Source organism: Nonomuraea cypriaca, assembly GCF_015645445.1.
Lineage (GTDB): Bacteria > Actinomycetota > Actinomycetes > Streptosporangiales > Streptosporangiaceae > Nonomuraea > Nonomuraea cypriaca.
Genome location: NZ_JADOGI010000183.1, coordinates 1 through 21,687 on the forward strand (window position 1 = coordinate 1; position 21,687 = coordinate 21,687).

A 21,687-nucleotide genomic window follows, 5' to 3' on the forward strand; every position below is an offset into this window, starting at 1 on the left:
GGTTGTGGAGTTAGGCGGCCTTTACCGGCTCTTCCCACTCGATGTGGTAGTCGTACTGGCTCATCATGAACTTGCTGTTGGAGGTCAGCTTCATGATGATCGGGGTGAAGGCGTCCCTGATCGCCGCGCCGATGGGGCCGGGGGCCTTGTTGTTGTTGATGCTGTTGGCGACCTTGATGATGTTCTCGACGCGGGGGCGGCGGAGCTTCTCGAAGGTGGCGAACGCCTGCTTCGGGGTCGGCAGGTCGCGCAGGCACTTGGCCAGGACGACCCCGTCCTCGATCGACAGCGAGGCGCCCTGTCCTGAGGTGGGGGTGGGGGCGTGGGCGGCGTCCCCGATGATGACCATGCGGTCGCTGTGCCAGGTCGGCAGGTTGGGCACGGAGCGGGTGGTCGTGGCGCGCAGGTTCTCGGGGTCACGGGTGTTCTTGATGAGCTGGACGGCGGGGCCGGAGTCGCCCTCGAAGAAGCTGATCAGCCTGCGCTGCCAGGCCAGCCCGTCGACGGCTTCCAGTTCGCCCTTCTTGGGCTCACCGGGGTGCGGGAGGCTCGCGTACCACCACACCTCGCGGCTGGGCAGGACGGCGTAGCCGAAGAACGCGCGCTTGCCGAACATCATGCTGTAGCTGCACGACTCGGTGTCGACCGCGACGCCGTCGGTGTAGCCGCCGAGGTTGATCAGTCCGGTGTAGTGGGGGGCGGGCGCGTTGGGGTCGATGATCTTGCGTACGGTGGAGTCGATGCCGTCGGCGCCGATGATGATGTCGCCGGTGGCCTCGGTGCCGTCCGCGAAGACGGCGCGCACGCCGTCGGCCGTCTGCTCGGCGTCCACTAACCGCTTGCCGCCCTCGATGCGGATGCCACGGGAGACGGCGTCGTCCTGCAGGATGCGGTAGAGGTCGGCACGGCGGATGGTGTGGCTCTTGGTGCCGTCGGGCAGGGTGGCGCCGGTGTTGGTGCCGCCCAGGTCCTTGCCGCTGCTGTTACGCAGGGTGATCTTCGGGGTGGGGAATCCGGCGGCCACGACATCCTTGCCCGAGCCGACCGTGCGCAGGGCGTCGATGCCGTTGGTGGCGACGGTGAGGAACACGCCGACGTCGTCGGCGGGGGCTGAGTATGCCTCGTAGACCACGGCTTCGATGCCCGCCTTCTGGAGGGCCATGGCGGCCGCGGGCCCGGCGACACCGCCGCCGATGACCAGCGCTTTCTGGACTGACGTCATGTCTAGCTCCCTAAGGTTTCCTGCCATGCCCGGGTGTAGGCCGGCTGCTTGAACGACTCGATGAGCTCGGTGACGAACCGACGTTCGGCTTCCACCAGGGCGAGCCGGTAGTCGTCGTCGATCAGGAACACCCACAGGACTCCGTCGTCGTCGGCATTTTTCCTACTCTGACGGATCTGTTCGCCTTGGGTGGTGACGCGTTCCAGCCGCTGAGAGAGCAGCCGGATCGCCTCGTGGGGCGGCAGCACGCTCATCAGCGACAGGGCGACCCCGAACTGGGGGTATTCGGTGACCGGCTCGGCGACCAGGTCGCTCAGCCAGTCGACGAGCTCCTGCGTGCCCTGTTCGGTCAGGGCGTAGACGGTGCGCTCCGGCCGGGCCGTGTCGCGCACCGTCTCCTGTGTAGTGATGAACCCTGCCCTGGTCAGCTGCTTGACGACCATGTAGAGGGAGCCTGGGGTGTACTTGATGGCGTAGTCGGCTCCGTGTCCCTTGAGCCGACGTCCTATCTCATAGGGGTGCATCGGCTCGACCATCAACTCGGCGAGCACCGCCAACGCCAGCGGGTTGGCCACCTTGCGCTGCTTCATCACTGTCTCATCCACAATCTCTTGTCCCTTAGCCAGGATGCACTAGTCAGTCCTTAATAGTCAACACCAACTATATGAAACCAACTATGTGAGGCTCGGTGGACGCCTCCGGTTCTAACCGGGCGCGCTCGTAGCCGCCTCGAAGCCAGGCGCTCCAGCGGGCGTCAAGCCCCCGCGCCTACCCTCGGCCCAACCGAGGCGCTTCAGGAGGATCGACGACGATGACAACGGGGAACGCGCTGGTCATCGGGGGCGGCATCGCCGGCCCTGTGCTGGGGCTCGCGCTACGCAGGGCGGGCATCGAGGCGACCGTCTACGAGGCATACGCCGGCCCCGCCGAGGGCGTCGGCAGCGTGCTCACGATCGCGCCGAACGGCTTCGCCGCGCTGGGGATCACCGGCCTGGACACCACCGTACGCAGGATCGGCCAGCCGACCAGGCGCATGGTCGTGGCGAACGGCCGCGGCAGGGAGCTGGGCGAGCTGCCCGGCCTGCCGGGACTCGAAGCCAGCCAGACCATGTGGCGCAGCGACCTCTACGGCCCGCTGCACGACCACGCCATCGCGGGCGGCGTCCCGATCGTGTACGGCAAGCGCCTGGTCGGCGCCGACGAGACCCCGGGCGGCATCACGGCCAGGTTCGCCGACGGAACCACGGCGAGCGGAGACGTCCTGATCGGCGCCGACGGCATCCGCTCCACGGTCCGCACCTTGATCGACCCCGGCGCCCCAGGGCCACGGCACGTTCCGCTGATGAACTTCGACGGCCTCGCCGACCACGCGGTCGCGGCCGACCCGGACGACCTGTGGATGGCCTTCGGCAGGCGCGGGTTCCTCGGATACTGGCTGCAGCCCGACGGCAGGACCGGATGGTTCGCCAACCTGCCGCACGCCCAGCCGATGACCGCCGCCCAGGCCCGCCGGGTGCCGGCCGCCGAGTGGCTGCGGCGGCTCCGCGAGGTCTACGCCGGCGAGGTGCCCGCCACCGACCTGCTCAGGCACACCAGCCCCGACCGCCTGATCGTGCTGGGCACGGTCGAGATCATGCCGAGCGTGCCGCGCTGGCACCGGGGCCGGATGGTCCTCGTCGGTGACGCCGTGCACGCGCCCTCACCCAGCTCGGGCCAGGGCGCCTCGCTGGCGATCGAGAGCGCGGTCCAGCTCGCCCGCTGCCTGCGCGACCTGCCCGACCCCACGCGCGCCTTCGCCGCGTACGAGCGCCTGCGCCGTCCACGGGTCGAGCGGGTCATCAGGCAGGCCGGGCGGACCAACAGCGGCAAGCTGCTCGGACCGGTGGGCGGCGCGCTGCTGAGCCTGCTGCTGCCGCTGGCACTGCGTACGGCCCTGCGGCCCGAGCGGACGCTCGGCTACCAGCATCGCCACCGGATCGACTGGGACGAGGCGGTCGGAGCGGACGCGGGTCCGCTGTCCGGCGCCCGAACGAGATGAGGCAGGGGACATGGCCGGTCGGATTCGCTACGACTTCATGTATCGCGTCGGGGCGCCCTGGGAGACCAGCGCGCCTCGACCGGAGCTCGCCGAGTTGCTGGCCGGTGGCGAGATCTCGCGCCCAGGCCGGGCGCTGGACCTCGGCTGCGGCGACGGGACGCAGACGGTCTTCCTCGCGCGGCAGGGGTTCGAGACCACCGGGGTGGACTTCTCGCCCGTGGCGCTGGCCAAGGCGCGCGAGGCGGCTGGCCGCGCCGGGGTGGAGGTGGACCTCGTCAGGGCCGACTTCACCGCGGACCGGGTGGACGGCGTGCGGGGGCCGTACGACCTGATCGTGGACTACGGGTCGCTCGACGACGCGCCGCCGGCGCGGCGGAAGGTGACCGCCGCGCACGTGGCGGAGTGGACGCGCCCTGGCGGGCTCGTGCTCATGTGGTGCTTCTACAACGACATCCCTTGGTGGCGATGGGAGCGCATGCGATACCCCGGCCGGCTCCGGCCGGGAGAGGAGCGGGAGCTGTACGAGGAGGCGTTCACGATTCGCCGGCTCGCCGCTCCGGCCGCCGGCAGCGGCTCAGCCTGTTTCGTGCTGCGCCGTCGCGCTTGACCGGCGCACGAGCGGCCTTCAACCCGACGAAGGAAGGATCAAGTCATGCGCGAATCAACCCAGGTTCTGATCATCGGGGGCGGCCCCGCGGGCTCGACGGCGGCCGGTCTGCTGGCCCGTGAGGGCTTCCAGGTGACCCTGCTGGAACGCGACCGTTTCCCCCGCTACCACATCGGCGAGTCGATCCTGCCCTCCTGCCGTCCGATCTTCGAACTGCTCGGGGTCTGGGAGAAGGTGGAGGCCCACGGCTTCCAGCCCAAGGGCGGCGCGTTCTTCCACTGGGGTCCTGAGGAGTGGGAGGTGAAGTTCAGCAACATGGGGGACGAGACCCCCAACGCGTGGCAGGTCGTCCGCAGCGAGTTCGACCAGCTCCTCCTCGACCACGCCCGTGAGCTCGGCGTCGAGGTGCACGAGGGGGTGAGCGTGCGCGACATCGAGTTCGACGGCGACCGCGCGGTCGCGGCCACCTGGTACGAGACCAAGGACGCGAGCAGTTCGGGACGCATCGAGTTCGGCCATGTCATCGACGCCTCGGGCCGCGGCGGCGTGCTGTCCACCCGGCACCTCAAGAGCCGCAGGCTGCACGAGGTGTTCAAGAACGTCGCGGCGTGGACCTACTGGAAGAACGCCAAGCCGCTCACCAAGGGCCCCAAGGGCGCCATCGCCGTCTGCTCGGTCGAGGACGGCTGGTTCTGGGCCATCCCGCTGCACGACGGTACCTTGAGCGTCGGCCTGGTCACCGGACGCGATCTGTTCATCGAGAGCCGCGGCCGGCTGAACGGCGACATCCAGGCGGTCTACGACGAGGCCCTGGCCAAGTGCCCGACCGTGCTCGCCATGCTGGAGGGCGCCGAGCAGGTGGGCGGGATGAAGGTCGAGCAGGACTACTCCTACACCACCGAGACCTTCGCCGGTCCCGGCTACCTCATGTCCGGCGACGCCGCCTGCTTCCTCGACCCGCTCCTGTCCACCGGCGTCCACCTCGCCACCTACAGCGCGATGCTCGGCGCGGCCAGCCTGGCCAGCGTGCTGCGCGGGGAGGTCGAGGAGGAGGACGCGTGGCGGTTCTACTCCAGCGTGTACGAGCACGCCTACCAGCGGCTGCTCGTCCTGGTCTCGGTCTTCTACGAGAGCTACCGGGGCAAGGAGCACCATTTCTACAACGCGCAGAAGCTGACCAACGGCGAGCGGGACCACCTGAACGTGCAGGACTCGTTCGACCGGATCATCACCGGGATCGCCGACCTCGAGGATGCGGAGCAGGCGTACAAGCTGGTCCAGGAGCACCTGCGGGGAGCCGAGAGCGGTGACCCCAACCCGCTGAACAACCTCAACCGGGTCCACGAGATGAAGCAGTCGCCGTTCGACCCGGCCAACGCCGTCGGCGGGCTGTATCTCGTCACCCAGCCCAGGCTCGGCCTGCGTTCGAGCCAGCCCGCGCCGGAGCTCGACGTCGTCGGCTGACCGGCACGACACGAACAAGGCCCCCACCTCCCGGGTGGGGGCCTGCTGTCGCGTACGGGGGTGCTCAGCGGGCGTCGGCCGCCTTGCGGAGCCCGCGCAGCGTGCCCGCCGGGTCGGCCAGGACGGGCAGCGCCGCGAGCATCCCCGTGACGCCCGTGGACTCCAGCGTCCTCAGGTGCTCGGCCACCTCGGGGACGGTGCCCGCCACGCCGGTGAACCCGGCGGCGAGTTCGGTGAGCCCCAGCTCTTCGAGCAGGCGGGCGTTCTTGCCGCCGTGGGCGAAGTCCCAGACGTCGTAGCGGCGCTCCATCTCCTCCAGCGCGGGCAGCAGGCCGGCCGGGACGAGACTACGCATGTGCGGCGCCTTCAGGCGCAGGGCGACGTCGGAGGCCAGCGCCGCGGCGATCTCGCCGTACGCCTCTTCGCGGGTGTCGTGGATGGAGATGAAGCTGAAGCCCCAGATCTCGATCGCGTCCGGGTCGCGGCCGGCCCGCTCGGCGCCCTCACGGATCAGGGCGATCTTCCGCGCCACGTGCTCGGGCGACATCCCGACCGTGGTGATCACGCCGTCGGCCGTCTCGCCGGCCAGGCGCAGGCTCTGCGGGTAGTCGGCGGCCACGTGGATCGGCATGGGGTGCACCCGGGTGAGCGCCTCGGTGGTGTAGCCGTCCACCTCCGCCGTCCCGCCGTTGAGTATCTCCCGTACGGCCCGCAGGTAGTCGAAGAGCTGCCGCGGCGAGCCCACGGGGGAGCGTCCGACGACGCGCCTGGTGCTGCCGCCGTTGCCCAGGGAGAGGCGGACCCGGCCGCCGGTCAGCTCGTGCAGGGTGGACATCGCGGTGGCGGTGGTGACCGGGTGACGCAGGAACGGCGTCGTCACCATCGTCGTCAGCGTCGCGTTCCGGCTCTCCTGCGCCGCCACCGCGAGCGACACGAACAACTCGTAGGCGCGGGCCGGAGTGTCGCCGACGCCGATGACGTCATAGCCGAGTTCGTCGGTCAGGCGGACCACGTCGCGGAATGCGGCGAGGTCGTCCGTCCACTCGATGATCGCGCCGAGTTTCATGGCACACCTTTCGCAGTCGGGTCAGAAGGCGAAATTAGCCAGGAGAACTCGACGGGTCGTCGAACGCGCCGGACGACGGCATCGACCCAGGCTCGACCGCGCCCCCACCGCCCGCTCCGACATTTGTACCCGCGGGGCTTCGTCTCCGCTCGGAAAGAGCACACCGTGGCGGCGCCGCCTCCACACACCGACACACAAGAGGAGCGTCCATGGATATCGGAGTCTGCCTTCCGACTACCATTCCCGGCGCTGACGGCAGCCAGCTGATCGAGTTCGCGCGCCGCGCCGACCGCCTCGGGTTCAGCAGCCTGACGGTGGTCGATCGAATGGTCTACGACAACTACGACGGCATCGTGGCGCTGTCCGCCGCGGCCGCGGTGACCGAGCGGATCAAGCTGGTGACGGCGATCCTGCTGGCCGCGTACCGGCCGAGCTCGGTCGAACTGGCCAAGCAGCTCGCCAGCCTGGACCGCCTGTCCGGCGGCCGGCTCGTCGTCGGCGTCTCCGCCGGGATGCGCGAGGACGACTACGTCGCGACCGGTACCGACTACGGCACCCGTGGCCGGCGGCTGGACGCGATGATCGAGGAGCTCAAGGAGGTCTGGAAGGGAGAGGGGCCGGTGCCGGGCGTCGGTCCGCGCCCGGTCAACGGCGACATCCCGATGTGGGCCGGCGGGCACTCGCCCGCGGGCCTGCGCCGGGCGGCGAAGTACGCCATCGGCTGGATCTCGCCGGGCGGCCCGCCGCACAAGTTCCCTGACCTGGTGACCAGGTTCGGCGAGCTCTGGGCCGAGGAGGGCCGTACGGGCAAGCCGAGGATGGGCACCAACTGCTACGTGTCCCTCGGCCCAGGCGGCAAGGAGCGGGCCACCGAGCACATGCTCAGCTACTACGCCTACATGGGCACCATGGCCGGGCACCTCGCGGCCGGCGCGATCACGGAGGAGGACCGGCTCAAGGACGCGGTGGACGCCTACGCGGCCAACGGCTGCGACGAGATGCTGCTGCTGCCCTGCACGGCCGACCCGGACCACCTCGACCGGATAGCCGACGTGGTGCTGTGATGCCACTCCGGATCATCATCATCGGTGGTGGCATCGGCGGGCTCTGCCTCGCCCAGGGACTGAAGCAGGCCGGCGTCGAGGACGTCCACGTCTACGAACGCGACTCCTCCCCGCGCGGGCGGATGCAGGGCTACCGGCTGCGGATCAGCCCGGAGGGGGAGAGCGCGCTGCGGGCCTGCCTGCCCCGCCGCGCGCAGGACCTGCTCAGCGCGACCGCGAACCTGCGGCACGAGCAGGGCCTGGCCGCCTACGACGAGCAGCTGAACCCGCAGTGGGCCCCCGAGTTCGGCGACGCCCGCGGCGACGCGCCCGACAAGATCGACGCGGTCGACCGCATGACGCTGCGCCGTGTCCTGCTCGCAGGGCTCGACGGGGTGGTGCACTTCGACCGCAGGTTCACCGCCTTCGACCAGGTGGGCGACAAGGTCGTGGCCCACTTCGCGGGCGGCCACACGGTCACCGGCGACGTGCTGGTGGCGGCGGACGGGGCCAACTCGCAGGTGCGCAAGCAGCTGCGGCCGGAGTACCAGGCGCTCGACCTCGGCGTACGGGCGATACTCTCCCGCACGCCCAGGGCCGCCGCCATCAAGGCCGGGCTGCCGGAGGTGCTGCGCGACCGGTTCGTCAACGTCACAGGTTCGAACGGCCTGCGCCTCGCCCTGATGCCCATGGTCTTCCGCGGCACGCCGCGCGAGGCCGCGGCGCGGTTATGGCCCGGCCTGGAGTTCGACCAGGCCGAGGACTACTACATGTCGGTCTTCAGCGTGCACCGGGAGGTGCTGGGGCTGCCCGACGGCGAGTTCCTCGCGATGACCGGCGAGCAGCTGCGCGAGCTGGTGCTCGAGCGGACCGCCGACTGGCACCCCGACCTGCGCGGCGTGTTCGCGCACGCCGAGCCGGCCGAGACCTACCCCCTGGCGCTGAAGGCGACGATGCCCGTCGAGCCCTGGGGGCAGGGACGGGTCGTCCCGCTCGGCGACGCCGTGCACACGATGCCGCCGACCGGCGGGGTCGGGGCGAACACCGCACTACGCGACGCCGCCGCGCTCAGCCAGGCCCTCGCGGCCGTCAGCCGCGGCGAGACGTCGCTGACGGACGCGGTGAGCGGCTACCAGACCGAGATGGTGCGTTACGCGACCGAGGCGATCGAGATGTCGCTGAAGATCGCCAAATGGTCCATGCGGAAGATCGATGTCGACTCAGTATCCTAAGGAGACGCGCACGTGACGAGTACAGCGGTGGACACCAGCAAGCCCTCCGGGATCATCCGGCTGGCCAACTCCTTCTGTGACGCCAAAGCGCTGCTGACGGCCGTCGAGCTCGGCCTGTTCAGCACGCTGCACGGCAGCGAGGCAGGCGTCGAGGTGATCCGTGAGCGCCTCGGCCTGCACGGCCGGGGTCTGTCCGACTGGCTCGACCTGCTGGTCGAGCTCAACCTGCTGGAGCGGGAGGACGGCCGTTACCGCAACAGCCCGGGCGCCGACCGGTATCTGGTGCGGGGTGCGGAGCCGTACATCGGCGGGTTCATCGAGCGGTCCAACCGCAACCTGTACCCGGCCTGGGGCCGGCTCTCCGAGGCCCTGCGCACCGGCGAGTCGCAGAGCGGGAGCCACTTCGACGCGGTGGTCGAGAACCCGAAGATCCTCGCCCAGTTCATCAACTCGATGGACGCGCTGACGCGTACGCTCGGCCCGCAGCTGATCGAGGCGTACGACGGCTGGGGCGGCTACGGCTCCGTGCTGGACGTCGGCGGCTGCCGTGGCGGGCTGGCCGCGCAGATCGTCAAGGCGCACTCGCACCTCGAGGGCAACGTGTTCGACCTGCCGCAGATGGCGCCCTTCGCCGCGGAACTCGCCGCCGAGCAGGGGCTGACCGGCAAGGTGACCTTCCACGGAGGCAGCTTCTTCTCCGACCCGCTGCCCTCCGCCGACATCGTGGTCCTCGGCCACGTCCTGCACGACTGGTCGGCGGAGCAGCGGAAGTTCCTGGTGGAGAAGGCGTACGACGCCGTCAACCCCGGGGGCGTGCTGCTGGTCTACGACCGGATGCTCGACCGCGCGTCCAGCAGGATCGAGAACCTGGTGATCAGCCTGGACATGCTGCTGGTCACCGACGGGGGCTCGGAGTACACCGTGGGCGAGCTCCGCAGCCACATCGAGGGGGCGGGGTTCGCCTCGGCCGAGGAGCGCCTGCTCGGCGACGACGACACGCTCGTGATCGCGCACAAGGCGAGCTGAGTCCGCACCACACGGCGAAGGCCGGCGACGGTGATCCGTCGCCGGCCTTTGTGGTGTCGCGCCTCAGTGATGCGCCGTCGGGGTCGCCACCTCCTCGGCGACCTCGGCGACGTCGACGGGCCTGACGATGCCGGCGGCGATGTGGTTACGCCGGTACGCCACCGCGAGCCCGAAGCCCGTGACGATCACACCGAGGGCCAGGTAGTAGGCGGTGTGCGGGATGACCGAGGTCAGCCGTACGACCTGGCTGCCCACACCGGCGCCGAGCGCGGAGAACAGCCACCACACACCGATCATGCGGGCACGGAAGGCCGGGGGCGCGATCTCGAAGGCGGCGCTGATGCCGACCGCCGCGATGATCAGCTCCCCGAAGGCGTGCAGGAGGTAGACCGAGAGCAGCCACAGGGGCGAGACCTTGTCCCCCGAGGCCGCCAGCGAGGCGGCCCCCGCCATGATGACGAAACTGGCCCCCACGATGACGAGCCCGACCGAGAACTTCACCGCCACGTTGACGCGCTGCCCGTTGTTCTTGAAGTACCACGCCAGCAGCGGCGCCGCGAGCAGGATGAACAACGGCGTCGCCGACTGCAGCCAGCTGGCGGGCAGCAGGAAGCCGAAGAGCTCCCGGTCGGTGGACTGCAGCGAGAAGAGGTTGAGCATCGAGCCGTCCTGCCCCGCGATCAGCCAGAACAGGGCCGAGCCGATCAGCGGCCAGAGGAAGAGCGTCAGGCGCCGCCGGTCGTCCGAGGTCAGGTCGGGGTGGCGGCGGAGCAGGAAGTACGCCACGAACGGCAGCAGGATGATGGCCGCGCCGCAGATCGCGATGGTCAGCCCGAGCGGCACCAGCCCGGTCGCGCACGCCAGCAGGAAGAGCGCCGGGATCGCCGCGCGCAGCCCGAACTGCCGCACCTCCCCGCTGCTCGCCCGGTTGACGGCGACGGTGCCGACGGTGTCGAAGTGGCGGCTGCCCCGCTGGTACGTCAGCGCGCAGATGACCCCGGTCACGCCGGCCGCGGCGAAACCGAGGTGCCAGTTGATCCGCTCACCGAGGAAGCCGGTCACCAGTGGCGCCAGCAGCGCGCTGACCTGGATGCCGACGTAGAAGATGGAGATCGCCGCCTCGCGCTCGCTGCGTACCCTCTGGTAGTGCAGGTTGAGCATGGTGGTGAGGTTGGGCTTGTAGATCGCCGTGCCCACCGCGACCAGCAGCAACCCGATGCCGGTGACCGCCGTCGTGGGGATGGCGAGCACGAAGTAGCCGGCCGGCAGGATGATCGAGCCGTACCTCGTCGCGGTGTGCGGGCCGAAGACCCGGTCGCCCACCCAGCCGCCGAGCATGGCCATCATGAAGCTCAGGCCGATGTAGATCCCCACCAGCGCCGCTGAGTCGGCGGGCGCCAGCCCGAGACCACCGTTGCCGGCGGGAGCGGTGAAGTACAGGACCAGGATGGCCATCATGCCGTAGAAGCCGAAGCGCTCCCACAGGTCGCTCATGAAGAGCGTGACGAACGAACGTTTGGACCAGGAAGGGGATGTCATACCCCGAGAGTCCGTCCGGTGGATCGAGCCAGACTCAAGAACGGCCGGAGGTACGGCAGACGACCAGGGTCTCGTTGTCGTCGAGCGGCTGGTGACTCGCGGAGGCGAAGCCGGCGGACTCGGCCAGCTCGATGACCTCGTCGATGGCGTACTCCTCGCCCTCCTCGGTCACCAGGGCCATGACCAGGCTGGTCACGAGGTTGTCGACGGTCGGCCGGGCGGCGTCGATCATCCGGTCGTGCACCACCAGCACGCCGCCGGGACGTACGGCGCGGAAGGCGGCCCGCATCAGCTGCTCGCGCCGGTCGCGTGACCAGTTGTGCAGGACGTGCCCGAGGATCAGCACATCGGCCTGGGGCAGCGGGTCGGCGAAGAAGTCCCCGGAGTGGAAGATCACTCCACCGGTGGTGCCCTGATCGGCCATGTGCTCGTCGAACAGCGGCTCTAGTTGCGGCAGGTCGAACACGTGCCCGGTCAGGTGCGGGTACGCCTGGACGAGCTGCCCGGCCAGGTCGCCCCGGCAGCCGCCGATGTCCAGGAAGGACCGGTAGGCCGCCCAGTCGACGGCCTTGAGCAGCTCAGGCACGAGTGGTTGAAGGGTGCCGTCCATCATGCGGGTGTAGCGCCGCAGCTCATCGGGGTCGTCCAGCATGGCGGCGAAGTCGTCGGAGGCCGATCGCGGCCGGCCGGTCCGCAGCGTCTCGGTCAGCTCTCCCCAGAGCGGATAGAGGTTCGCCTTGACGCCGAGCAGCGCGCCGCCGGCGTAGCCCGGCCCGCCGCCGACGAGGTGGCGGTCGGCGACCTCGGCGTTGCGGTAGCGGCCGCCGTCCTCGTGGAGCAGGCCGAGCACGACGAGCAGCCGGAGGAGGTCGGGCAGCCCGCGGCCGTGCAGGCCCAGTCGCAGACGGAGGTCCCGCTCGGTGGCGGGGCCGTCCCGCAGCGCGCCGAACAGGTCGAGCTCCACCGCGCTGAGCAGCGCCTGGGACTCACAGAATGCGTTAGCGAGCCGGAGGATGTCGTGCATGGTACGCATCATCGGCCGCCTCCTTCCATAGCGCTCTGACGTCACCGCGACCATGCCGCACCGCCGTGGAACCTCACTCGAAGACGGCCCTTCGAGCCGCTCGCGAACCACGCCTTGCACATTGGGGGCCACATTGGGGCCCCTATCGAAACGGGTGATTGCGATGCATGTGAGCGCGACCAAGGACACCTGCGCGGTAGCCAGCCTGTGCGTCTACGGCGTCCCCGAGGTGTTCGACCAGGACGAGGACGGCTCGGTCGAGGTGATCGACGCGACCCCGCCCGACGAGCTGCACCAGGCCGTACGCCGCGCGGCCCGCGGCTGCCCGACCCGCTCGATCCACATCAGCGATGCCACGGGCTGAGCCCGATCGAGTGGCGGATCGAGTGCCCGGTCGAGTGCCCGGTCGAGTGGCAGGTCGAGTGGTCGTCGAGGTCGGCTGGACTCGGCGGCCACATGCTGGGCGAAGCTACCGGACCAACCGAAGGAGACGTGGATGTGCGGTATCGCCGGCTGGGTGGACTTCGGACGAGACCTGACGCCGGATCGGCCGACGTTGCAGGCGATGACGGACGCGCTGGCCAAAAGAGGCGTTGACGACCAGGGCCTGTGGCTGCGCGGCAACGTCGGCCTCGGGCACACGCGTACGGCGGTCATCGACGTGGCCGGTGGTGCGCAACCGCTGACCGTCGAGGAGGACGGCACGACCGTCGCCGTGATCGTCTACAACGGCGAGGTCTACAACTTCAAGCAGTTGCGCAGCGAGTTGCGGGCCAGAGGACACGAGTTCCGTACGCGGAGCGACACCGAGGTCGTCCTGCGCGCCTATCTGGAGTGGGGGAGCGACTGCGCGAAGCGGCTGGAAGGCATCTTCGCCTTCGCGATCTGGGACGTGCGCCGGCAGGAGCTGGTGCTGGTCCGCGACCGCCTCGGCGTCAAACCCCTCTACTACACGAGACTCCAGGAAGGGATCCTGTTCGGCTCCGAGCCCAAGGCGCTGCTGGCCAACCCCCTGGTACGGCCCGCCGTGGCCCTCGACGGCCTGCGCGAGCTCTTCGCCACCGCCAAGACGCCCGGCCGGTCCGTCTTCCGTGACATGCGGGCCGTGCTGCCGGGTCACTCGCTGACCGTCGGCCGCGACGGCGTGGTGGACAGGACGTACTGGGCGCTGGAGGCCCGACCGCACACCGACGACCTCGACGCGACCGTCGGCCACGTCCGCGAGCTGCTGGAGGACATCGTCCTGCGCGAGCTGGAGGCGGACGTCCCGCTGTGCACGGCGCTCTCCGGCGGCCTGGACTCCAGCGCCATCACCGCGATCGCCGCGAAGTGGCGCTGGAAGCTCGACGGCGAGCGGGTGCGCACGTTCGTGACGACCTTCGACAAGTACGCCCAGGACTTCCAGCCGGACGACGTGCGGTTCTCGCCGGACGAGCCGTTCGCGGACGAGATGGCGCGGCACATCGGCTCCGATCACGTCAGGATCATGCTGAACACCGACGACCTGATGGATGCGCGGACCCGGCTGGAGGTCCTGCTGGCGCAGGACATGCCGACGACGCTGGGCGACATGGACACCTCCAACTACCTGACGTCGCGCGAGATCAAGAAGCACTCCACGGTGGCGCTGGCGGGAGAGGTGGCCGACGAGATCTTCGGCGGCTACAACTGGATGTTCGACGACGGCCTGCTGAACGCCGGCATCTTCCCCTGGTCGGCCAACGAGCTCCGCCAGCCGGGCTCACAGACCGGTCAGGGCAGAGGCCTGTTCGACCCGGGGCTGATGCGCAAGCTCGACATGAACGAGTACTACGCCGACCACTTCACCAGCGCGCTGGCGGAGGTGCCGCACCAGGACGGGGAGGACGCCACCGAGAGCCGGATGCGCTCGGTCGGCTACGTCACCCTGACCCGGTGGCTGCCCATGCTGCTGGAGCGCGACGACCGCCTCTCCATGGCGCACGGCCTCGAACTCCGGGTGCCGTACGCCGACCACCGGCTGGTCGAGTACATGTACAACACGCCGTGGAGCCTCAAGACCTTCGACGGCAGGGAGAAGAGCATCCTGCGGGCGGCCGTACGCGATCTCGTGCCCACCTCGGTGCTCGAACGCAAGAAGAGCCCGTGGCCGGTCACGCAGGACGCGGCGTACACGCGGATGCTGCACGGCGAGCTGACCGCCCTGCTCAACGACCCCACGTCGCCGGCGCTCCCGCTGCTCGACGCCGACGCGGTACGTCGCACGATCGAAGACCTGTCCGACCGTTCCCACGAGTGGATCAGCAGGATGCACGTCGAGATGGCGCTGCAGTTCAACACCTGGATGCGGCAGTACGACGTAGAGCTGGAGATCTGACGATGGACTTCGCCGACGTGCTGCGCAGGCGTCAGATGATGCGCAGCTACAAGGACCTGCCCGTGGCCGACGACGTGTTGCAACGGGTGCTGCAGGGGCTGCGGCGGGCGCCCAGCGCGGGCTTCAGCCAGGGACACCGGCTGGTCATCGTGACCGATCAGAAGCTCAGGCAGCAGGCCGCCGACATCGCCGAGGGACGCTACGTCGACCTGGGCTTCCCCCGGTGGATCGCGTCGGCGCCGGTGCACATCTATCTGTGCACGCGGGAGCAGTCGTACCACGAGCGCTACGGGCAGGCCGAGGAGGTCAGGGACGGCTACACCGAGATCCCGTGGCCCGTGCCCTTCTGGTGGTTCGACTGCGGCGCGTTGTTCGTGCTGCTGCAGCTCGCCGCCCTGAACGAGGGGCTCGCGACCGGCTACTTCAGCTCGGTCTACACCGACGAGCTGGACGCGCTGGCGGAGGTGGCCGGCCTGCGGGACGACCTCGCCCTGGCCGGCGTGATCACCATCGGCCACCCGGACCTCGACCGCGTGTTGCCCGTGCCGGCCAACGCCGCGACCCGCCTGCCCAACGACGAGCTCATCGAATGGCGGGTGTGACCGGTGAAACCCCGCATCGTCATCCTCGGCGGCGGCATCGCCGGCCTGGCGGCAGCCATCGGCCTGGTACGACGCGGCTACCCGGTCGCGCTGATCGAGCGGGACCCGCCACCGCCCGCCGACGAGGACCTGGACCCCTTCCTGGCCTGGAAGCGCCGTGGCGTGCCGCAGTTCCGGCTGCCGCACGGCTTCTCCGCCCGCGCGCGCACGCTGCTGGCGGAGCACGCGCCCGAGGTGCTCGACCGGCTCAGGGCCGACGGCATCGAGGAGGTCAACGTCTTCAAGACGTTCACCCCTGCGGAGTTCGTGCGGCCCTCTGACGACGAGTTCACCGTCGTGTGGGCGCGCAGGTCCGCCTTCGAGCTGGCGCTGCGGCGCTGTGCAGAGGCCGAGCCCGGCATCACGTTCCTCTGCCCCGAGCTGGCCGGCGGGCTGAGCTTCGCCCAGGGAGAGCCCCGGGTCACCGGGGTGCGCCTGGCCGACGGCCGTGAGATCGCGACGGACCTGGTGCTCGACTGCGGCGGCGGGCGCTCGCGGACGTCCAGGTGGCTGGCCGCCGCGGGCGTGCACGTCCCTGCCGACACCCAGGACTGCGAGACCGTCTACTTCAGCCGCTACTACCGGTTCACCCCCGGCTGCGCGCTGCCGCGGAACGCCATGCTGCTCCGGGGCGAGCTCGAAAGCCTGATGTACATCGGCTTCCCCGGCGATCACGACACCTTCGGCCTCTGTTTCGAGGTCCATCCCAGCGAGGAGGACCTGCGGCCGCTGCGCAACACGTGGGCCTGGGAGGCCGCCGCGCGCAGCATCCCGGACCTGGCCCCGTGGATCGACCCGGCCAACGCCACCCCCCTGGACGGCATCCAGATCATGGGCGGGCACCACAACGCCCGCCGGTATTTCGTGGTCGACGGGCGGCCGGTCGTGACGGGCCTGCTGCCCGTCGGGGACGCGCTGTGCACCACCAACCCGGCCTACGGCTGGGGGGCGTCGATGGCGCTCACGTACGCGTTCGCCGCCGCCGAGGCCGTCGCCGCGCACGAGAACGACCCGGTGGCCATGGCGCTCGCCTACGACGCCGCCACCGCCACGGAGGCCGACGCCGTCTACCGGGAGTCGGCGGCGATGGACCGGGCCCGCATCTACCGGATCACCGGGCAGGAGGTGCCCGAGCACGACCGGGCCGAGATGGAACGGCAGCGGCTCATCGCCGAGGGCGTGGCCGCGGGCGTGCTGAGCGACGTGGAGCTCTCGCGGGCGTTCTGCCGCCGGATCAACCTCACGGGACCCGCGGACGCCGTGATCAACAATCCCGACCTCGTCCTGCGGGCCAAGGACAACCTGCGCGAGCGCGCCGCCCGGCCGCCCGTGGAGTCCGGGCCGGACATTCAGCGGCTCAGGGAGATCGTGCTGACGGCCGAGCCCACTCTGGAGAGCTCGCCCGCGTGACGGCGGCGGAAAGAAGTGCAGAGAGCTCGCCCGCGTGAGGGCGGTAAGAAAAGTGGCGCACTGCGTACTCATCGCGGTGCGCCACTTTGTCGTTGGTCACGCGGAATAGTCCGCCTTGACCTCGTAGATGCCGAACGGGCTGTGGCCGGGCGCCCGCTGGTGGCGGCGCAGCGGAGCGGTGGTGTCGCGGTGCCCCGCTCCCTCCTCCCAGCGCCGGAACGCGGCGAGGCTCTCCCACTCGCTCATCACCACGAACGCCGCGGGGTCGTCGGCGGCCCGCAGCAACTCGTTGCCGAGCAGGCCGGGCGTGCCCGAAAGCGCGCGGCTGATCTGGTGGTAGGCGGTCTCGACGGCGTCCGGCTCCTCGGAGGGCGCGGCGGCGTAGATCAGCACCCGGGCCCGGGCGCCGCGCATCAGCCCTTGCCTCCCATCGCGTACACCACGTTCATGGTGTCCATCGTCCCTCCCGAGCGGAACGGGTGGAGCTTGGTGCGGTGCTCGAGATGACCGTCGCTGTGCTCGAACTCGCGGAAGCGGGGCTCGTCCGTCCAGTCGCTCATGATGAAGTAGACGCCCTCCTCCTGGCTCTTGGCGAGCCACTGGCCGAGGTTGGCGGGGTGGTCGGTGACGGCCTTGCCGACCTGGTACCACGTGCGCTCGAACTCCTCCTCCATGCCGGCGTGGATCTGCATGCGCAGGAGGACACGGAAGACGGGCTGGTCTTGTGACATGACTGGGACCTCAATCCTCGGGCTGGAGATATTCGCGGTTCAACCGTTCCCTGGCGTAGAGCCGGGTGAGGCGGTGCATGCCGTACCGGATGCTGCCGGCGTCGTCCGAGCGGACGTCGAGGAGATGGCAGCCGGCCAGGCGGGTCAGGCGGGCCTCCACCGCGTCTGTGGCGTTGCCGAGCAGCCCGGCGGCCGTCACGGCGGTGAAGTCCTGCGGAGGCAGCAGGCTGAGCAGGCGCAGCATGCTGCGGTCGTGCGGTTCGAGCCTGAAGTAGGCGTGGTCGTAGTCCGCGCGTACGTCGAAGTCGGCGAAGCGCAGCTGGTCGAGAGGCGTCGGGCACGACTCGATCAGCGCCGCCATCTTCTGCAGCGACCAGACCCGGGCGGCGGCGAGACGGGAGCCGACGCAGCGCAGCGCCCGGGGCAGCCGCCCGCAGAGGTCGACGATCTTCTCGGCGTACTCGGGCTCGGCGGCCACCCGCTCGGCCCCGATGACGCGGCCGAGCAGCTGCGTGCCCTCCGCCAGGCTCATGACGCCGAGCTCCACGCTCGTCACGCCGGGCATGCTCTGAAGCCCCTCGCGGCTGGTGACGATCACCACGCACTGGGGTGCCGCGGGCAGCAGGGCGGTCACCTGGGCGGCCTCGCTGGCGTTGTCCAGGACGACCAGGAGCCGCCGGTCGTTGCTCCAGGTGCGGAAGAGGCTGCTCCGCTCCTCGAGCGTCGGCGGGATCTGGTGGTCAGGCACCCCTACCGAGCGCAGGAAGCCGGCGAGGACGTCGGCAGGCGCCGTAGGGGTGGCCGAGGCGCCGTGCAGGTCGGCGAAGAGCTGGCCGTCGGGGAACCTGGCCCGGTTGAGGTGCGCGACGTGCAGCGCCAGGGTCGTCTTCCCCACGCCGCCCATGCCGGTGATCGACAACGTGCGGGTCGTGGTGCTCTGTGGGGCGGTGAGGACCTCGGTGAGCCGGGCCATCGGCGCCACGCGTCCGGTGAAGTCGGATATGTCGGGCGGCAGTTGCGCGGGAACGGTCAGCACGGCGGGCGGTCTCGTGGCCGCCCCTGCCTGGCCGCCTCCCTGGCCCCCCGTGGGGGGGTTCCCGGCCGGCTTGGGGGTGTCGGCGCTCAGCAGCGACTGGTGGAGGCGCTGCAGCGCGGCGGACGGTTCGAGGCCCAACTCGTCGATCAGCACCTTGCGCAACCGCCGGTAGACCTCCAGCGCCTCGTACCGGCGTCCCGACCGGTTCAGCGCGGTCATGAGGTCGCCGTAGAAACGTTCGTGCAGCGGGTAGTCGTGTACGAGCGTCTTCAACTCGCTGATGAGCTCGCGATAGCGCCCGAGGTGCATGTCGGCCTCGATGTGCATCTCCAGAGCCCGCAGCCGGTTCTCCTCCAGGCGGGTCACGTGGGCGGAGAGGATCTCGCCCGTGGTCACACCGAGGAGCGCCTGGCCCCGCCACACGCTCAGCGCCTCGGACAGCAACTCGCCGGCGCGCTGCGCGTCGCCGCGCTCCAGCAACTGGCGACCCTCCTTGGCCGCCTGCTCGAAGACGCCGACGTCGACTCGTTCGTCGGGGACCTCGAGCAGATAACCGCACTGCTGGGTGTGCAGCCGGGCCAGGCCGGACGGGTCGAGGACCTCTTTCCTGAGTTTGTAGATGTAGGTCTGGAGAGTCGTCATCGCGCTTTCCGGAGGCTGATCTCCCCATAATTCATCGATGAACTCACTGATTTGCACGATCTGGCCCTTGCGCACCAGAAGAAAGGCCAGCACCTGTCGGACCTTGGGCGCGGTGGGAGTGATATCCCGGCCTTCGTGTATGACGGCGAGCGGGCCGAGAATGCGGAAGCTCATTGTGCCCTTCAATCTGCGCACAGCATGTTGAGGGAATCAACGCTGATTCCGGCGGATTCGGACGTCCGGCATCAATTTCCCTTGAAGGCTAATTTTTGAGCTTCTTTCAGGACAACCCCTAGAGATGCGGTCTCCCGGCCTACCGGTGGGTTCTAGGGGGTGATGTGGCACAGCACCGCGCCTGACGCGACGCTCTGCCCCGCGGTCGCGGACAGGCCGCTGACGACGCCCGCCTTGTGGGCGGTGACGGGCTGCTCCATCTTCATCGCCTCGATGACCAGGACGGTGGCGCCCTCGTCGACGGTGTCGCCGTCGGCCACGTTCACCTTGACGACCGTCCCCTGCATCGAGCTGACCAGCGCGTCGCCGTCGGCGCCCGCCAGTCCCGCGGCCTTGGCGGCCCGGCGGGGCGCCGGCGGGGGAGCGGCGCCCGCGGTGGCCATCATGGCGGCGGGCAGCACGACCTCCAGGCGGCGGCCGTCCACCTCGACGCTGACGCGCTCACGAGCGGCCGCGGGCACGGGCTCCTCGGGGTGGGGGTGTGGCTCGATGGGGGTGGTGAAGTCCGTCTCGATCCAGCGGGTGTGCACGGAGAACGGTTCCTCCGTGAAGGCGGGCTCCACCACCGCCGCCCGGTGGAAGGGCAGCAGCGTGGGCAGCCCCTCGATCCCGAACTCGGCCAGCGCCCGCCGGGCCCGGCGCAGCGCCTGCTCCCTGTCGGCCCCGGTCACGATCAGCTTGGCGATCAGCGAGTCGAACTCCCTCGGCACGACCTGTCCTGAGGCGTAGCCCGCGTCCAGTCGTACGCCGGGCCCGGTCGGCGGCCGGAAGGCCGAGATCGTGCCGGGGGCGGGCAGGAACCCGCGTCCTGCGTCCTCGGCGTTGACGCGGAACTCGATCGAGTGGCCGCGCGGCTCCGGGTCGTCGTAGCCGAGCGGCTCGCCCCGCGCGATGCGGAACATCTCCCGCACCAGGTCGATCCCCGTCACCTCCTCGGTGACCGGGTGCTCGACCTGCAGCCGGGTGTTGACCTCCAGGAAGGAGACGACCCCGTCCGTGCCGACGAGGAACTCGCAGGTGCCCGCGCCGACGTAGCCGGCCTCCCGCAGGATCGCCTTGGAGCTGGTGTAGAGCTGCTCCCGCTGCTCGTCCGTGAGGTACGGCGCCGGCGCCTCCTCGACGAGCTTCTGGTGCCGTCGCTGCAACGAGCAGTCCCGGGTGGACACCACGACCACCTGGCCGTGCGCGTCGGCCAGGCACTGGGTCTCCACGTGGCGGGGCCGCTCCAGGTAACGCTCCACGAAGCACTCCCCGCGCCCGAAGGCGGTGACCGCCTCCCGGACCGCGGACTCGTACGCCTCGGGGATCTCCGCCATCGTGCAGGCGACCTTCAGGCCACGGCCGCCGCCGCCGTACGCCGCCTTGATCGCGATCGGCAGCCCGTGCTCGGCGGCGAAGGCCTCCACCTCCGCCACACCCGCGACCGGCTCGCCGGTGCCCGCCACCATAGGCGCGCCGACCCGCTGTGCGATGTGCCGCGCGGCGACCTTGTCGCCCAGCGACCTGATGGCGCCGGGTGGCGGGCCGATCCAGGTGAGCCCGGCTTCGATGACGGCCTCGGCGAAGTCCGCGTTCTCCGCCAGGAAGCCGTAGCCGGGATGGACCGCGTCCGCGCCTGAGCGGGCGGCGACGGCCAGCACCTTGCCGATGTCCAGGTAGGTCTCGGCCGGGCTGGTCCCGCCGAGTGCGTACGCCTCGTCGGCGAGTTCGACGTGCAGCGCGCTCAGGTCCTGTTCCGCGTAGACGGCGACGCTGGTGAGGCCCTCGTCCCTGCACGCGCGGACGATCCGGACCGCGATCTCGCCACGGTTGACGATCAGGACCTTGGAGATGCCGCTCATTTCGCTCTCATCAGGGTCCGGTGGAGCACGTCACGGAGGACAGACTCGGGGTCGCCCGCGGGCGAAGGGGTGCTCCAGGCCACGTAGCCGTCCGGCCGGACGAGCACCGCGCCGTCCTGGCCCAGGCCGTACCTGGACTGCCAGGCGTCGTCCACGTCGATCAGCTCGGAACCGACGCGGTGGGCCCGCAGCGGGACGCCGAGCTGGGCGGCGCACTTGTCCGCCGCCTCCGTCCACCGGCCGCCGCCGGCCCCGGTGAGCAGGACGAACGCGTCGTGGAACAGGTCGTGCACCGCGATCCGCCGCCCCTCGTCGAGCAGCCACAGGTGCGGCGCGCGGGTGCCGGGGACGGCCCCCTCGACCAGTCCGCCGCCGTAGACCGAGTCGTGCCCGTAGCGCTGGCCGAGCGCGCACACCAGGTCGTCCACGTCGTCCTCGTACGGCTGGTCGCTGAACCTGGCCTGCTGCCGCCGTACGGTGATGTCCGCCAGCGTCCGCGCCACCGGCCTGCGCTCGGCCTCGTACGTGTCGAGCC

At 70.2% G+C, this 21,687-nt stretch carries 20 protein-coding genes; 10 read left to right on the forward strand and 10 right to left on the reverse strand.

Going from position 1 to position 21,687, the window contains the following annotated elements; all coding sequences use genetic code 11:
* Nucleotides 1-10 precede the first annotated feature (10 nt).
* Nucleotides 11-1,222 (reverse strand): FAD-dependent monooxygenase, encoded by a 1,212-nt coding sequence (locus ITP53_RS40770; protein WP_195900817.1) that lies wholly within the window; start codon nucleotides 1,220-1,222, stop codon nucleotides 11-13.
* Between the two features lie 2 nt (nucleotides 1,223-1,224).
* Complete coding sequence (locus tag ITP53_RS40775) at nucleotides 1,225-1,812, reverse strand: PadR family transcriptional regulator (protein ID WP_207757131.1); 588 nt, start codon at nucleotides 1,810-1,812, stop codon at nucleotides 1,225-1,227.
* A 221-nt stretch (nucleotides 1,813-2,033) separates the two neighbouring features.
* Between ITP53_RS40775 and ITP53_RS40780 the strand changes: the two genes are divergently transcribed.
* Genes ITP53_RS40780 through ITP53_RS40790 form a run of 3 tightly spaced genes read left to right on the forward strand, consistent with a single transcriptional unit; the run spans nucleotide 2,034 to nucleotide 5,331 of the window.
* Nucleotides 2,034-3,260: an FAD-dependent oxidoreductase gene (locus tag ITP53_RS40780; RefSeq protein ID WP_195900818.1), complete on the forward strand. Its 1,227-nt coding sequence runs from the start codon at nucleotides 2,034-2,036 to the stop codon at nucleotides 3,258-3,260.
* 10 nt (nucleotides 3,261-3,270) lie between these two features.
* On the forward strand, nucleotides 3,271-3,867 hold the full coding sequence (locus ITP53_RS40785) for a class I SAM-dependent methyltransferase (RefSeq protein WP_195900819.1): 597 nt from the start codon (nucleotides 3,271-3,273) through the stop codon (nucleotides 3,865-3,867).
* A 45-nt stretch (nucleotides 3,868-3,912) separates the two neighbouring features.
* On the forward strand, nucleotides 3,913-5,331 hold the full coding sequence (locus ITP53_RS40790) for an NAD(P)/FAD-dependent oxidoreductase (protein WP_195900820.1): 1,419 nt from the start codon (nucleotides 3,913-3,915) through the stop codon (nucleotides 5,329-5,331).
* A 64-nt stretch (nucleotides 5,332-5,395) separates the two neighbouring features.
* Here the strand turns inward: ITP53_RS40790 and ITP53_RS40795 are convergent, their stop codons facing one another.
* Nucleotides 5,396-6,397 (reverse strand): LLM class flavin-dependent oxidoreductase, encoded by a 1,002-nt coding sequence (locus ITP53_RS40795; RefSeq protein ID WP_195900821.1) that lies wholly within the window; start codon nucleotides 6,395-6,397, stop codon nucleotides 5,396-5,398.
* Nucleotides 6,398-6,606: 209 nt separating this feature from the next.
* Here ITP53_RS40795 and ITP53_RS40800 point away from each other — a divergent pair, with 209 nt between their 5' ends.
* The 3 genes from ITP53_RS40800 to ITP53_RS40810 are packed head-to-tail and all read left to right on the forward strand — an operon-like array spanning nucleotide 6,607 to nucleotide 9,698.
* Nucleotides 6,607-7,461 carry an LLM class flavin-dependent oxidoreductase gene (locus ITP53_RS40800; protein WP_195900822.1) on the forward strand — a complete coding sequence of 285 codons (855 nt, stop codon included), beginning with the start codon at nucleotides 6,607-6,609 and terminating at the stop codon, nucleotides 7,459-7,461.
* Complete coding sequence (locus ITP53_RS40805) at nucleotides 7,461-8,672, forward strand: FAD-dependent oxidoreductase (protein WP_195900823.1); 1,212 nt, start codon at nucleotides 7,461-7,463, stop codon at nucleotides 8,670-8,672. The genes ITP53_RS40800 and ITP53_RS40805 overlap by 1 nt, the downstream gene beginning before the upstream one ends.
* A gap of 12 nt (nucleotides 8,673-8,684) precedes the next feature.
* Nucleotides 8,685-9,698 carry a methyltransferase gene (locus ITP53_RS40810; RefSeq protein ID WP_195900824.1) on the forward strand — a complete coding sequence of 338 codons (1,014 nt, stop codon included), beginning with the start codon at nucleotides 8,685-8,687 and terminating at the stop codon, nucleotides 9,696-9,698.
* Nucleotides 9,699-9,761: 63 nt separating this feature from the next.
* Here the strand turns inward: ITP53_RS40810 and ITP53_RS40815 are convergent, their stop codons facing one another.
* On the reverse strand, nucleotides 9,762-11,237 hold the full coding sequence (locus ITP53_RS40815) for a peptide MFS transporter (protein ID WP_195900825.1): 1,476 nt from the start codon (nucleotides 11,235-11,237) through the stop codon (nucleotides 9,762-9,764).
* Between the two features lie 34 nt (nucleotides 11,238-11,271).
* Entirely contained in the window at nucleotides 11,272-12,273 is a 1,002-nt protein-coding gene (locus ITP53_RS40820; RefSeq protein ID WP_236051697.1) for an acetylserotonin O-methyltransferase, read from the reverse strand.
* 151 nt (nucleotides 12,274-12,424) lie between these two features.
* Here ITP53_RS40820 and ITP53_RS40825 point away from each other — a divergent pair, with 151 nt between their 5' ends.
* From ITP53_RS40825 to ITP53_RS40840, 4 genes are all read left to right on the forward strand, one after another.
* Nucleotides 12,425-12,625: a ferredoxin gene (locus ITP53_RS40825; protein ID WP_195900827.1), complete on the forward strand. Its 201-nt coding sequence runs from the start codon at nucleotides 12,425-12,427 to the stop codon at nucleotides 12,623-12,625.
* Nucleotides 12,626-12,757: 132 nt separating this feature from the next.
* Nucleotides 12,758-14,617 carry an asparagine synthase (glutamine-hydrolyzing) gene (gene asnB, locus ITP53_RS40830; protein WP_195900828.1) on the forward strand — a complete coding sequence of 620 codons (1,860 nt, stop codon included), beginning with the start codon at nucleotides 12,758-12,760 and terminating at the stop codon, nucleotides 14,615-14,617.
* Nucleotides 14,618-14,619: 2 nt separating this feature from the next.
* A complete protein-coding gene (locus tag ITP53_RS40835; protein ID WP_195900829.1) occupies nucleotides 14,620-15,219 on the forward strand; it encodes a nitroreductase family protein in 600 nt (199 codons plus the stop codon).
* A 3-nt stretch (nucleotides 15,220-15,222) separates the two neighbouring features.
* Nucleotides 15,223-16,668: an FAD-dependent oxidoreductase gene (locus tag ITP53_RS40840; RefSeq protein WP_195900830.1), complete on the forward strand. Its 1,446-nt coding sequence runs from the start codon at nucleotides 15,223-15,225 to the stop codon at nucleotides 16,666-16,668.
* A gap of 96 nt (nucleotides 16,669-16,764) precedes the next feature.
* Here the strand turns inward: ITP53_RS40840 and ITP53_RS40845 are convergent, their stop codons facing one another.
* The 5 genes from ITP53_RS40845 to ITP53_RS40865 form a co-directional block, all read right to left on the reverse strand.
* Nucleotides 16,765-17,082 (reverse strand): antibiotic biosynthesis monooxygenase family protein, encoded by a 318-nt coding sequence (locus ITP53_RS40845; protein WP_195900831.1) that lies wholly within the window; start codon nucleotides 17,080-17,082, stop codon nucleotides 16,765-16,767.
* Entirely contained in the window at nucleotides 17,082-17,399 is a 318-nt protein-coding gene (locus ITP53_RS40850; RefSeq protein ID WP_195900832.1) for an antibiotic biosynthesis monooxygenase family protein, read from the reverse strand. Before ITP53_RS40850 ends, ITP53_RS40845 begins: the two co-directional genes overlap by 1 nt.
* A gap of 10 nt (nucleotides 17,400-17,409) precedes the next feature.
* Entirely contained in the window at nucleotides 17,410-19,251 is a 1,842-nt protein-coding gene (locus tag ITP53_RS40855; protein ID WP_195900833.1) for an AfsR/SARP family transcriptional regulator, read from the reverse strand.
* Between the two features lie 152 nt (nucleotides 19,252-19,403).
* On the reverse strand, nucleotides 19,404-21,143 hold the full coding sequence (locus ITP53_RS40860; RefSeq protein WP_195900835.1) for an acetyl/propionyl/methylcrotonyl-CoA carboxylase subunit alpha: 1,740 nt from the start codon (nucleotides 21,141-21,143) through the stop codon (nucleotides 19,404-19,406).
* Nucleotides 21,144-21,148: 5 nt separating this feature from the next.
* The coding region (locus ITP53_RS40865; protein WP_456238113.1) for an aromatic-ring hydroxylase C-terminal domain-containing protein at nucleotides 21,149-21,687 on the reverse strand (539 nt) is incomplete at its 5' end.